Annotated in this window: 12 protein-coding genes; 8 read left to right on the top strand and 4 right to left on the bottom strand. The window is 70.8% G+C overall.

All coding sequences use genetic code 11. From position 1 onward, the window contains the following. The first annotated feature begins 72 nt into the window (after positions 1–72). Positions 73–363 (top strand): hypothetical protein, encoded by a 291-nt coding sequence (locus IA22_RS0100460; RefSeq protein ID WP_014156004.1) that lies wholly within the window; start codon positions 73–75, stop codon positions 361–363. Between the two features lie 11 nt (positions 364–374). Here IA22_RS0100460 and IA22_RS0100455 read toward each other — a convergent pair whose 3' ends face one another. Together IA22_RS0100455 and IA22_RS0100450 are read right to left on the bottom strand one after the other, a co-directional pair. Further along, a complete protein-coding gene (locus IA22_RS0100455; RefSeq protein WP_015577363.1) occupies positions 375–1,019 on the bottom strand; it encodes an RDD family protein in 645 nt (214 codons plus the stop codon). Positions 1,020–1,108: 89 nt separating this feature from the next. Then, positions 1,109–2,587 carry an RDD family protein gene (locus tag IA22_RS0100450; RefSeq protein ID WP_030122392.1) on the bottom strand — a complete coding sequence of 493 codons (1,479 nt, stop codon included), beginning with the start codon at positions 2,585–2,587 and terminating at the stop codon, positions 1,109–1,111. A gap of 216 nt (positions 2,588–2,803) precedes the next feature. Between IA22_RS0100450 and IA22_RS0100445 the strand changes: the two genes are divergently transcribed. Beyond that, positions 2,804–3,280 (top strand): SsgA family sporulation/cell division regulator, encoded by a 477-nt coding sequence (locus tag IA22_RS0100445; RefSeq protein WP_030122391.1) that lies wholly within the window; start codon positions 2,804–2,806, stop codon positions 3,278–3,280. 16 nt (positions 3,281–3,296) lie between these two features. Here IA22_RS0100445 and IA22_RS0100440 read toward each other — a convergent pair whose 3' ends face one another. Further along, the gene (locus IA22_RS0100440; protein WP_030122390.1) at positions 3,297–4,664 is read right to left on the bottom strand and encodes an FAD-binding oxidoreductase; all 1,368 of its coding nucleotides are present in this window, start codon (positions 4,662–4,664) and stop codon (positions 3,297–3,299) included. Between the two features lie 97 nt (positions 4,665–4,761). On the opposite strand from IA22_RS0100440, the gene IA22_RS0100435 reads away from it, so the two are divergent. Further along, complete coding sequence (locus tag IA22_RS0100435; protein ID WP_038271711.1) at positions 4,762–6,414, top strand: tetratricopeptide repeat protein; 1,653 nt, start codon at positions 4,762–4,764, stop codon at positions 6,412–6,414. Between the two features lie 57 nt (positions 6,415–6,471). Here IA22_RS0100435 and hppD read toward each other — a convergent pair whose 3' ends face one another. Further along, complete coding sequence (hppD, locus tag IA22_RS0100430; RefSeq protein WP_014155998.1) at positions 6,472–7,617, bottom strand: 4-hydroxyphenylpyruvate dioxygenase; 1,146 nt, start codon at positions 7,615–7,617, stop codon at positions 6,472–6,474. Positions 7,618–7,739: 122 nt separating this feature from the next. Here hppD and IA22_RS0100425 point away from each other — a divergent pair, with 122 nt between their 5' ends. The 5 genes from IA22_RS0100425 to IA22_RS0100405 are packed head-to-tail and all read left to right on the top strand — an operon-like array spanning position 7,740 to position 11,960. Next, on the top strand, positions 7,740–8,213 hold the full coding sequence (locus IA22_RS0100425) for an Lrp/AsnC family transcriptional regulator (RefSeq protein WP_014155997.1): 474 nt from the start codon (positions 7,740–7,742) through the stop codon (positions 8,211–8,213). Positions 8,214–8,229: 16 nt separating this feature from the next. Further along, positions 8,230–8,877, top strand: coding sequence for an ABC transporter permease (locus IA22_RS0100420; RefSeq protein WP_014155996.1), 648 nt, complete (start codon positions 8,230–8,232; stop codon positions 8,875–8,877). Beyond that, a complete protein-coding gene (locus IA22_RS0100415; RefSeq protein ID WP_014155995.1) occupies positions 8,870–10,141 on the top strand; it encodes a betaine/proline/choline family ABC transporter ATP-binding protein in 1,272 nt (423 codons plus the stop codon). The genes IA22_RS0100420 and IA22_RS0100415 overlap by 8 nt, the downstream gene beginning before the upstream one ends. Continuing rightward, positions 10,138–10,992 (top strand): ABC transporter permease, encoded by an 855-nt coding sequence (locus IA22_RS0100410; RefSeq protein WP_014155994.1) that lies wholly within the window; start codon positions 10,138–10,140, stop codon positions 10,990–10,992. The genes IA22_RS0100415 and IA22_RS0100410 overlap by 4 nt, the downstream gene beginning before the upstream one ends. After that, positions 10,989–11,960, top strand: a complete 972-nt coding sequence (locus IA22_RS0100405) for a glycine betaine ABC transporter substrate-binding protein (protein WP_014155993.1) — start codon at positions 10,989–10,991, stop codon at positions 11,958–11,960. The genes IA22_RS0100410 and IA22_RS0100405 overlap by 4 nt, the downstream gene beginning before the upstream one ends. Positions 11,961–12,011 lie beyond the last annotated feature (51 nt).

The raw sequence follows: 12,011 nt of genomic DNA, 5'->3' as shown, positions 1-12,011 counted from the left end.
TCGTAGAGTCGATTGACAGTGCGAACGTGTTGAGAGACTTCCCTATCCGACGCCCCGAGGACGGATACCGCCATGCCGCGTCCGACTGCCGCACAGTACTCCTACGGTTCGGCCACCGTCGTCTTCTCCGCCCTCGCCATGCTGCTGCTGTTCCGCACGGAGTCCGGCATCGGTGTCGCCGCCGTCGGGACCGCGGCGATGGTGCTGGGCCTGCTGGTGGCCATGGCCCTCCCGGCCCGCACGAGGCCGGTCCGGAGAGCGACGCCGCCGCCCACCGCCGCCCGCACGCACCGCACGATCGAGGACATCGAGATCGCCGCCGCTCAGCGCCGGCACGTCGGTGAGCACTCACTGCGCCGCTGAGGAACGGCCGCTCACGGGACGCTGACCACCACGGTCTTGCCCGCCTTGTCCTGCAGGCCCTGCCGGTAGGGCTTGTCGGTGAACATCAGCACGATGTTGATCAGCCACCACAGGCACGGGCAGCACAGCAGCGCCGGGAGCCAGAGCACCACGGCACGCATCAGCGAGGAGCTCGTGTCGGGGACCGAGCCGTCGTTGAGCATCGCGACGCGCATCTTCAGCAGCCGCTTGCCCGGCGTCCGGCCGTCCTTGTGGGTGAAGTACGTGTCGTAGGTGACGTACACCACCAGACCGATCAGCGACCAGACGAGCTGGTGGCCGGTGTAGGCGTTGCCCACCGCGTTGCCGAAGTCGTCGTTGCCGTCGTCCGAGACGTCGACCGCACCGCCGAAGGGCAGCGAGATCAGGTACAGCGGGATCGAGATGATGAGGAAGTCGATCAGCCGCGCGAGGATCCGCTTGCCCGGTTCGGCGAGCGGCGGCATGCCGGCCAGCGGATCGGCACCGCCGTAGGGCCCACCGCCGCCGTACGGGTCGTTCGGCGGCGGGGGCGGAGGCGGCCCGCTGTCGTAGGGCGAACCGCTCGGAGGTCCCTGCGGCGGCCTCTTCGAGAAGGGGTCGTCGTCAGGGGGCGGAGGCGGTGGTTCAGTGCTCATGGGGGCAGTGCACCCCGGCCGGTGAAGGCCCGCAACGGCTCAGGGCCCTTCGGGGGACGGGGTGTCAGCCCACGGGCGTAAAGAGGCCCTTACCGGCCCGCGACGAAGGTGCGGGCCGCCTTGTCGTGCCAGCACTGGCGCCACGGACGGTCCACCAGGCACCAGAGCACGTTGACCACGCCGACGACGGCAAGGCCGAGCACCCCGTACACCAGCCACCGGCGCAGGGCGGCCCCCAGGCTCGGCGCGTCGTGGGACTCGATGTCCCGCACCTCGATCCCGCACAGCTTCTTGCCCAGGGTGCGGCCCCACCGGGAGGTGGGCACGGCCTCCAGGAGGAAGCCGAGGACCAGGAACGCCGCGAGCACCCCGCCGAACAGGCCGGCCGTGGTGGAGTCCAGGAGCCAGACCGTGACCGTCTCACCGGACGTCTTCGCCGCTTCGATCTTCTCGTCGATGTGCTCCAGCGCCTGGGTGACCAGCGGGAAGCCGACCGCGCCGACGACCGCGCCGAGGACGACCGTGTCCACGATCCGTGCGGCCAGCCGCTTGCCGAGTGCCGCGGGCCTGGCGGACGCCTGGGACCGTGCGAGCTGCTGGAAGGGGTCGTCCGCCACGGGTTTCCAGGGCACGACGGGCTGCTGCTGCTCCGGCCCGACGCCCTGCTGCTGCGCGAGCACGGGGCTCTGCTGCGGCAGGGGCTGCTGGGGGCGCGCGGTCTGCTCGGGCTGGGCGAGCTGGTGGACCTGCTGCGGCCAGGACGCGGATCCGCCGCCGGGGCCCGGAGTCAGAGGGGTGTTCAGCCCCTGCGGCTGCGGGGCCGGCACGGGAGCGGGCGCCGGGGCGGGGGCGGGACGCGCGGTGCCGCCGGGCTGCACGGCGCGGATCGTCAGCGTGCCGTCGTGGTGCCCGGGACCCGCGGGCTCCTCCGCACGCGGACGCGGAGGACGGTCGGCGGCGGGGCCCACCGCGCGGATCGTGACCGTACCCTCGGCCGGCGGACGGCCGCCGCTTCCGGGCCGGTCCGCGCGGATGGTCACGGTGCCGTCGGTCACCTCGTCGCTGCCGTCGCGCATACCGGGCAGGGCGCCACGCGTCGGGTCGGGGCCGGGGGGCGCGCCGTCCGCGGGGGCGGAGGCGGCGGGCGGGGCCGTGGGGCCGGACGTACGGGCCTCGGGGGTGCGGGCCTCGGGGGTACGCGGGTCCTGGCCGCCCCACGAGACGCGGTTGTCGCGGTCGCCGCCGAAGCCGGTCTGCCGGGAGGTGTCCGCCTGCCAGGCCGTCGCCGGCAGGGATCTGCCGGGTGCCGCGTCCGGCTGACCGGTTCCCGAACCGCCGTCACCGCGCGCGGTGTCCGCCCCCTCGACCTCGTCGAGGTACATCGGGCCCGTCTCGTCCACCGGGGCGGGCGGCGTCGCGGGTGTCATCCCGCCCTGGGGCGCGGGCCGGCTGGTGCCGGGGACCCACGCGGCGCCGTTCCAGTACCGGACGTATCCGGGGATGGACGGGTCGGGGTAGTAGCCCTCGCGGGGGCTTTCGTCACCGGGTGCCGGGGTTGGGGCGCTCATCACCGTGGTCCCGTATCTCTTCGAGGCCTCATACAAGGGTCCACATCTATCAGACCACCGAGCGCCCCCGGGCCCGTCCTGCCGTTTGGACCACTTTCAGGGTCCGGACAAGTTTTTCTGGGAAGTCGCGTCATAGACGTCCGGCAGGGCGCTCTCTCCTTGTGAGGACCGGTCGGAGGACCGGCCCCTACGAGCATCGGAAGGTCGTGCACCCTCATGCAGAACGCCGTGGAACGCGAGCTCGAAGTGCAACTGGTCCTGTCGCCCGAGCGGTCCGTGGCCGTGCCCGCCCGGCTGGCCTACTTCACCGACGACCCGTACGCCGTGCACATCACCTTCCACATCGGCTCCGAGTCGCCCGTGCACTGGACGTTCGCCCGGGAGCTGCTGGTGGAGGGGGCGTTCCGGCCGTGCGGGCACGGGGACGTCAGGATCTGGCCGACGAAGGTGGAGGACCGGGGCATCATCTGCGTCGCGCTCACCTCACCCGACGGCGACGCCCTGCTGGAGGTGCCGTCGGTCGCCGTCACCGCCTGGGTGGAGCGCACCCTGTGGGTGGTGCCCCCCGGGACCGAGAGCGGACTGCTGGGCCTGGACGGGGCGCTCTCCGAGCTGCTCACCCCCCTGCCGGCCGACGACCTGTGGCTGAGCGATCCCTGGTCCAAGGACGAGCAGCAGGACGGCGAGGGGTGAGCGGTGGTGCTCCGCCTCAGAACAGCTTGCCGGGGTTGAGCAGTCCGAGCGGGTCGAAGGCGGACTTGATGCCGCGCTGCAACTCAAGCCCCACCTCGCCCAGTTCGCGGGCGAGCCATTCCTTCTTCAGGACGCCGACGCCGTGTTCGCCGGTGATGGTGCCGCCCAGTTCGAGTCCGAGCGCCATGATCTCGTCGAACGACGCGCGGGCCCGGCGGGATTCGTCGGGATCCGTGTGGTCGAAGCAGACGACGGGGTGGGTGTTGCCGTCGCCCGCGTGGGCGCAGACACCGATGGTCAGCCCGAACTTCTCGGCGATCGCGGCGGTTCCCTCGATCATCGCGCCCAGCCGGGACCTCGGCACGCACACGTCGTCGATCATCGTGGCCGACTTGACGGTCTCCAGGGCGGGCAGCGCCGAGCGGCGGGCCTGCAGCAGGAGTTCGGACTCGGCGACGTCGTCGGCGGGCACGACCTCGGTGGCGCCGGACGCCTTGCAGAGCTCCCCCACGGCGGCGAGGTCCGCCGCCGGGTCGGGCGTGTCGAACGCGCAGAGCAGGAGGGCCTCGGTGGATTCGGGGAGGCCCATGGAGGCCATCGCGTTGACGGCACGTACGGTCGTACGGTCCATCAGTTCGAGGAGTGACGGGGTGTGTCCCCGCTCCATGATCCGGCACACGGCGTCGCAGGCCGCCGCCGCGGAGGGGAACTCCGCGGCGAGCACGAGCTGCTGCGGCGGCCGGGGCCGCAGTGCGAGGACGGCCTTGACGACGATGCCGAGGCTGCCCTCGGAGCCGACGAAGAGCCGGGTGAGGTCGTACCCGGCGACACCCTTCGCGGTGCGCCGCCCGGTGTTCAGCAGCCGCCCGTCGGCCAGGACGACCTCCAGGCCCAGGACGTACTCGGCGGTGACGCCGTACTTCACGCAGCACAGCCCGCCGGAGGCGGTGCCGATGTTCCCGCCGATCGTGCACATCTCCCAGCTCGACGGGTCCGGCGGGTAGTACAGCCCGAGTTCGCCGACCGCGCGGGAGAGCGTGGCGTTGACGACGCCCGGTTCGACGACCGCGATCCGGTCGACGGGGCTGATCTCCAGGATCCGGTCCATCTTGACCAGGGAGAGCACGATGCAGCCGTCGGAGGCGTTGGCCGCACCGGACAGGCCGGTCCTCGCACCCTGGGGGACGACGGGGACGCGCAGGGCGGTGGCGGTCCGCATGACGTGCTGGACCTCCTCGACCGAGCGCGGGAGCACCACGACGGCGGGCGTGCCGGCATCGCAGAAGCTCGCCATGTCGTGGGCGTACGAGGCGGTGACGTCCGGATCCGTGATCAGTGCCTCGGCGGGAAGTCCTGCGCGCAGTCGTTCGAGGAGTGCGTCCATGATCCGAGCCTGGCACCCGGGGCCAATGGTGTGAACCCGTCTGCGTCGGCCGTCACGGAGCGCGATGCGATCTTCGTACTGACGCAGAGTGATGGTCATGGATGCCAAGCCGCAGCAGAACCCGGAGCCGCCCTACTCCACCCTGCCGCCCCAGGGTGCGACGTCCGTCCCCCCGCCTCCCGCGCCGATGCGCACCACGCTGCGCAGGGCGGCGTTCGGTGCGGTGGCCGGCGCCGTGCTCGTGGCCGGTGCGGTGATCGCCGTACCGGACGACGAGGTGGCCGCGCCGCCCGCGCCGGGGCCCGTGGCACGGGCCGAGGCCGCTGCGGCGGCCGGGTCCCCCGCGTCCCTGTCCGATCTGACGGCCCTCATCGGCGACCGGCAGAAGTGGGTGGAGACGCATCCCGCGGACGCCCCGTCCTGGGCGGTGCTGGGCACGGCGTACGTCGAGTGGGGCCGGCGGTCCGCGGACGCGGCGTACTACTCCCGGGCCGAGCAGGCGCTCCAGCGTTCGCTGGCCGCGCAGCCGGGTGAGCGCGGGAACACGGAGGCGTGGGTGGGTCTCGGCGCACTCGCCAACGCCCGGAACGACTTCCTCGCAGCGAAGAAGTGGGGCGAGACGGTCCGTTCGCGGCAGCCGAGGAGCTGGACGGCGTACCCGGTGCTGATCGACGCCTACAACGGCCTCGGCGACTACGCGGCCGCGGCCAGGGCCACGGAGAAGTACGGCACGCTGCGCAAGGGCGTACCGGCGCTGGCCAGGACGTCCGAGATGTACCGCAACCAGGGCTGGCGCGAGGACGCCCTGGCGACCGCCCGGGAGGCGGCGGACCGCGCCGCCACGGCGGCCGAGAAGGCGGTGGCCCTGCACCGCCTCGGGGACCTTGCCGCGGAGCGCGGGGAGCCGGCGGAGGCCCTCGCGGAGTACGACGCGGCCCTGCGCACCGACCGCGGCCACCTGGTGTCCCTCGCCGGCCGGGCCCGTGCCCTGGCCGCCCTGGGCCGCACGGATGAGGCCCTGGCCGACTACCGGACGGTGACGACAAAGCTGCCCCGCCCCGAGTACGTGCTCGAACTCGGCGAGCTGTTCGAGTCGCTGGACCTGGACGGCGACGCGCGCACCCAGTACACGAAGCTCCGCGGCCTCCTCTCGCAGGCGAGGACGGCCGGGGTCGACGAGTCGCTGACCGAGGCCCGCCTCGAGGCCGACCACGGCGACCCGGAGGCGGCGGTGGAACTGATGCGCACCGCGTGGGAGGGGCAGCGCCGCAGTGCGGCGGTGGCGGACACGCTGGCCTGGTCGCTGCACCGGGCGGGCCGGAGCGAGGAGGCCATGCAGTACGCGGACCAGGCGGTGGGAACGGGGGTGCGCAACGCCTCGTACGCCTACCACCTGGGCGTGATCGAGAGTTCCCTCGGCCAGGACGGCCCGGCCCGCGGTCATCTGGAGGAGGCCCTCCGCACGAACCCGGACTTCTCGCCGCTGGCCGCGCCGCTGGCGCGGGAGGCCCTGGACGCCCTCGGTGATCCGGCGGCGGGGGGCCCGGCGCAGATGCAGCCGCCGTCCGCGGAGCCCTCCGCCGAACCGGAACCGTCGCAGGAGCCGTCGCCCGAGCCGGAGGCCGCCGCCTCGCCCGAAGCCTCGGTGAAGCCGTCGCCGGACGCCGGGAAGGGGAGCCCGGAGCCCTCGGCCTCCCCGGCCCCGTCCCCGCGGGCCGCGGACGGCGCCTCCGCGGCGGCGGCCCCGTAGCGCGGAACACGGACGGGCCCCTCTCCCCGGCGGGAGACGGGCCCGTCCGTGCTGCGGTCAGAGGTTGCCGCGCTTCTCCTGCTCGCGCTCGATCGCCTCGAAGAGGGCCTTGAAGTTGCCCTTTCCGAAGCCCATCGAGCCGTGCCGCTCGATCATCTCGAAGAAGACCGTCGGGCGGTCCTGGACCGGCTTGGTGAAGATCTGCAGCAGGTAGCCGTCCTCGTCCCGGTCGACCAGGATCTTCAGCTCGCGCAGCGTCTCCACGGGCACCCGGGTCTCGCCCGCCCACTCCCCCAGGGTGTCGTAGTACGAGTCCGGGGTGTCGAGGAACTGCACACCGGCCGCCCTCATGGCGCGCACGGAGGCGACGATGTCGTTCGTGGCGAGCGCGATGTGCTGGACGCCCGCGCCGCCGTAGAACTCCAGGTACTCGTCGATCTGCGACTTCTTCTTCGCGATCGCCGGCTCGTTGATGGGGAACTTCACCTTGAGCGTGCCGTCGGCGACGACCTTCGACATCAGGGCGGAGTACTCGGTGGCGATGTCGTCGCCCACGAACTCCTTCATGTTGGTGAAGCCCATGACCGTGTTGTAGAAGGTCACCCACTCGTTCATCCGGCCGAGCTCGACGTTGCCGACGCAGTGGTCGACGGCCTGGAAGGTCCTCTTGGCGGCCGGCTCGACGATCGGGTCGGCGGCGGCGTAGCCGGGGAGGTAGGGGCCGTCGTACCCGGAGCGGTCGACGAGCGTGTGGCGGGTCTTCCCGTACGTGGCGATGGCGGCCAGCACGACCGTGCCGTGCTCGTCCTTGATCTCGTACGGCTCGGTGACGCCCGTCGCCCCGTGCTCGACGGCGTAGGCGTACGCCTTCCGGGCGTCGGGGACCTCGATGGCGAGGTCGACCACACCGTCGCCGTGGGCGTGCACGTGGTCGGCGAGGAAGGTGCCCCACTCGGTGGACGCCTTGATGACCGAGGTGAGGACGAAGCGGGCGGAGCCGTTGGTCAGGACGTAACTCGCGGTCTCGCGGCTGCCGTTCTCCGGTCCGGAGTAGGCCACCAGCTTCATGCCGAAAGCGGTCGAGTAGTAGTGCGCCGCCTGCTTGGCGTTGCCCACGGCGAAGACCACCGCGTCCATTCCCTTGACCGGGAAGGGGTCGGCCTGCCGGGCGGTGTCGGGGGTGGTGTGCACAGTCTCAGTCATGTCCGAAGGTTCCCGCCGCTCCGCAAGGTGCGCAACAGTTCGTGCATCCACTGGTCAATACGTACAGCCTGACGCCAGGATGGGCGGGCCATCTGTACAGGCTGACCATCGGGAGACGGATCATGGCGATCGATCATCTGGACGGCAGGCTCATCCTGCTGCTGGCCCGTGAGCCCCGTATCGGTGTGCTCGAGGCGTCGAGGCGTCTCGGGGTGGCGCGCGGGACCGTGCAGGCCCGGCTGGACCGGCTTCAGTCGAATGGCGTCATCCGGGGTTTCGGCCCCGAGGTGGATCCGGCGGCGCTCGGCTACCCCGTCACCGCGTTCGCCACGCTGGAGATCAAGCAGGGCCAAGGCACCGACGTACGGGCCCATTTGAGTGGTGTGCCGGAGGTGCTGGAACTGCACACGACGACCGGTCACGGGGACATGCTCTGCCGTCTCGTCGCCCGCTCGAACGCCGATCTCCAGCGGGTGATCGACCTCGTGGTGGGCTTTGATGGCATCGTCCGGGCCTCCACGGCGATCGTCATGGAAAACCCGGTGCCCCTGCGTATTATCCCGCTGGTTGAGCAGGCTGCAGGGGACACCGACTGAGCCTACGGAGCAACATGTGAACTTCTGGGAGTATGTGGGCACCCGCCACCAGCAACTGCTCACCGACACGTATCAGCACGCCAGCGCCGTCTTCCAGTGCATGGTCATCGCCACTCTTCTCGGCGTCCTGATCGGTGTCGTCAGCTATCGGAGCAACTGGGGCGGATCCCTGGCGATCACGTCCACCTCGGCGATCCTCACCATTCCCTCGCTCGCCGCGATCGGTCTGCTGATCCCCCTGGTCGGCCTGGGAGTCCCGCCCACCGTGATCATCCTGACGCTGTACGGGCTGCTGCCCATCGTCCGCAACTGCATCGTCGGGCTGCGCGGGGTCGACCCGTCGCTCGTCGACGCCGCCAAGGGCATCGGGATGTCCAGGACACGACGGCTCCTCAAGGTCGAACTGCCCCTCGCGTGGCCCCCCATCCTCACCGGCATCCGGGTCTCCACCCAGATGCTGATGGGCATCGCCGCCATCGCCGCCTACGCCTCGGGCCCCGGACTCGGCAACGAGATCTTCGGTGGCCTCGCCTCACTGGGAAGCGCAAACGCCATCAACAAGGTCCTCGCCGGCACGATCGGCATCGTCATCCTCGCTCTGCTCTTCGACGCCGCCTACGTGCTTCTCGGACGGCTCACCATCCCTAGGGGGATCCGTGCCTGAGACCGTCACCGGGTCGACGGAGTCGGCCCCGCCCCGCCCCGCGAGCACCTCCGGTGCCACCATCCAGCTGGAGAACCTCTCCAAGTCCTACCCGGGCAGCCCCACCCCCGCGGTGGAGGAGGTGTCCATGGACATCAAGGCCGGTGAGACCGTCATCCTCGTGGGCCCCTCCGGCTGCGGGAAGTCCACCACCCTCAAGATGATCAACCGCCTGATCGAGCCGACGTCCGGGCGGATCAGGATCAACGACGAGGACGTCACCGACATGGACCCGGTGAAGCTGCGCCGCAAGATCGGTTACGCCATCCAGTCCTCCGGTCTCTTCCCGCACATGACGGTCGCGGAGAACATCGCCCTCGTACCGAAGATGACGGGCTGGTCGAAGTCCGGGGTGAAGGACCGGGTCGAGGAGATGCTCGACCTCGTCGGGCTGGACCCCCGGGAGTTCCACGGGCGGTACCCGCGCCAGCTCTCCGGCGGCCAGCAGCAGCGCGTGGGGGTGGCCCGGGCCCTGGCCGCGGACCCGCCGGTGCTGCTGATGGACGAGCCGTTCGGGGCGGTCGACCCGATCACCCGCGACCACCTCCAGGACGAGCTGATCCGGCTCCAGCACGAACTGCACAAGACGATCGTCTTCGTCACCCACGACTTCGACGAGGCCATCAAGCTGGGCGACCGGATCGCGGTGCTCCGGGAGCGTTCGCACATCGCGCAGTTCGACACGCCCGAGGCCATCCTCACCAACCCGACCGACGACTTCGTCTCCGGTTTCGTGGGCGCGGGCGCGGCACTGAAGCGGCTCAACCTGACCCGTGTGCGGGACGTGGGGATCGCCGACTTCCCCACGGTGACCGTCGAGGACCCGCTCCAGTCGATCTTCGACAAGCTGCGGGACGGCCGGCACAGCGAACTGCTGATGCTGGACCGCCGCAACCGGCCCTACAAGTGGCTGCGGCGCGGCGATCTGATGCGCGCCAAGGGTTCGCTCGCCAGGGCCGGACAGCTGGTGCACGACACCGTGACCCGGGACGCGACGCTGCACGACGCGCTGGAGGCGGTGCTGACGGACAGCGGCGGGCGGGTCGCCGTGACCGGGCGGCGCGGTGAGTTCATCGGCGTCGTCGACATGCACACCCTGATGAACTCCGTCCAGGAGCTCCTGGAGGCCGACCGCCTCGCCGCCATGGAGCACGAGCACGACCTGGAGGAGCTGCGCGTCCACCGGACGGAGCAGGAGCAGGAGGGCGGTGGCAGCGGGCTATGACCCCCAGTCATCAGGCTCCCCCCAAGGGAGCACGGCCCCCCGGAGAGCACGACGTCGGCGGGCACGCCTTCCGTGACGAGGAGGCCGAGCCCTCCCCGCGGCAGGCCGCCCCGGCGCGCCGGATCACCTGGAAGAAGCTCGTCCTGGTGCCGGCCGTCCTCACGGTCGTCCTGGTCGCGACCTACCTGTGGATCTCCAACGTCGAACTCGACTCGATCGCGAAGAACTCGCTGGCCGGGGACATCGTCGAGGTCCGCTGGTGGCAGCACGTCAAGCTGACCGCGATCTCCACCTTCTGGGTGCTGATCATCGCGATCCCGCTCGGCATCGCGATGACCCGGCGCGGCCTGAAGAAGGCGGCCCCCGGCGTCACGACCCTCGCCAACATCGGGCAGGCCACACCCGCCATCGGGCTGCTGGCCCTGCTGGTGATCTGGCTGGGCATCGGCCCGTCGACCGCGATCATCGGCATGGTGATCTACGCGGTGCTGCCCGTCTTCTCCAACACGGTGGCGGGGCTGAACGCCATCGAGCCGACCCTCGTCGAGGCCTCCCGGGGCATCGGCATGTCGGCGCTGGGCACCCTCACCAAGGTCGAACTGCCCCTCGCGGTCCCGCTGATCCTCGCGGGCGTGCGGACGGCGCTGGTGCTGAACGTGGGCACGGCGACGCTCGCCACCTTCGGAGGCGGCGGCGGACTCGGCGACCTGATCACTTCCGGTATCCAGACGCAGCGTATGCCCGTGCTGGTGCTCGGCTCCGTGCTGACGGTGGTGCTGGCGCTGCTGGTGGACTGGCTGGCGTCGCTGGCCGAACTGTGGCTGACGCCGCGCGGACTGGAGGAAGCGTGAGGGTACGTACGGGCCTGGCATCGACGGCCGCGCTCGCCCTCCTGCTCACGGGGTGCGGGCTGAAGAGCGGGTCTCCGCTGGTGGACGACGTGCGACCGGGATCGCTCGGAAAGGGACAGCCGCTCAAGGGCGCGTCGCTGACGGTGACCTCGAAGAACTTCAGCGAGAACATCATCCTCGGGCAGATCATGGGCCTGCTCTTCAAGGCGGCCGGTGCCGAGGTGCTGGACCGGACGAACCTGCCCGGGTCGATCAGCTCCCGTGAGGCGGTCGTGAAGGGCGAGGCGGACGCACTGTACGACTACACGGGCACGGCGTGGATCACCTACCTGGGCCACGCCGAACCGGTCGTCGACCCGCAGAAGCAGTACGAGGTGGTCCGCGACGAGGACAAGGGCAACGGGGTGACCTGGCTCCCGCCGTCCACCCTGGACAACACCTACGCGCTGGCCATCAGCAAGAAGAACAACGCGAAGTACCACCTGAAGACGCTGTCGGACGTGGCCGCGCTCGCGAAGAAGGACCCGAAGGCCGTGACGGTCTGCGTGGAGAACGAGTTCGCCTCCCGCGACGACGGACTGCCCGGCATGCAGAAGAAGTACGGGATGAATCTGCCCGCCTCGAATATCCAGAAGATGGACGCGGGGATCATCTACACCCAGGTGTCCGAGTCCAACTCCTGCCTGCTGGGCGAGGTGTACACCACGGACGGCCGGATCAAGGCGATGAACCTGGACGTCATGGAGGACGACAAGCAGTTCTTTCCCAACTACAACGCCGCACCGGCGATCCACACGGCGACCCTGGACAAGTACCCGGAGATCGCGGAGCTGTTGGCCCCGGTCACCGAGAAGCTGACGACCCCGCTCGCGCAGGAGCTGAACTCCAAGGTGGACGTGGACGGGGAGGACCCTCACGAGGTCGCGAAGGACTGGCTGCTGAAGGAAGGATTCATCAAGGAGGGCTGAGCGGAAGCGCGGCCGGGGCCCGCGAGGACGCGGCCCCGGTCCCGTTGCGGT

Origin of the sequence: Kitasatospora papulosa, assembly GCF_000717245.1 — a bacterium.
Lineage (GTDB): Bacteria > Actinomycetota > Actinomycetes > Streptomycetales > Streptomycetaceae > Streptomyces > Streptomyces papulosus.
This window is presented reverse-complemented; position numbering and strand designations above follow the sequence as displayed.

Bases quoted from the DNA above. Each gene is read 5' to 3' on its own strand.
- IA22_RS0100460 (WP_014156004.1), top strand. From the start codon at position 73: ATGCCGCGTCCGACTGCCGCACAGTACTCCTACGGTTCGGCCACCGTC.
- IA22_RS0100455 (WP_015577363.1), bottom strand. From the start codon at position 1,019: ATGAGCACTGAACCACCGCCTCCGCCCCCTGACGACGACCCCTTCTCG.
- IA22_RS0100450 (WP_030122392.1), bottom strand. From the start codon at position 2,587: ATGAGCGCCCCAACCCCGGCACCCGGTGACGAAAGCCCCCGCGAGGGC.
- IA22_RS0100445 (WP_030122391.1), top strand. From the start codon at position 2,804: ATGCAGAACGCCGTGGAACGCGAGCTCGAAGTGCAACTGGTCCTGTCG.
- IA22_RS0100440 (WP_030122390.1), bottom strand. From the start codon at position 4,664: ATGGACGCACTCCTCGAACGACTGCGCGCAGGACTTCCCGCCGAGGCA.
- IA22_RS0100435 (WP_038271711.1), top strand. From the start codon at position 4,762: ATGGATGCCAAGCCGCAGCAGAACCCGGAGCCGCCCTACTCCACCCTG.
- hppD (WP_014155998.1), bottom strand. From the start codon at position 7,617: ATGACTGAGACTGTGCACACCACCCCCGACACCGCCCGGCAGGCCGAC.
- IA22_RS0100425 (WP_014155997.1), top strand. From the start codon at position 7,740: ATGGCGATCGATCATCTGGACGGCAGGCTCATCCTGCTGCTGGCCCGT.
- IA22_RS0100410 (WP_014155994.1), top strand. From the start codon at position 10,138: ATGACCCCCAGTCATCAGGCTCCCCCCAAGGGAGCACGGCCCCCCGGA.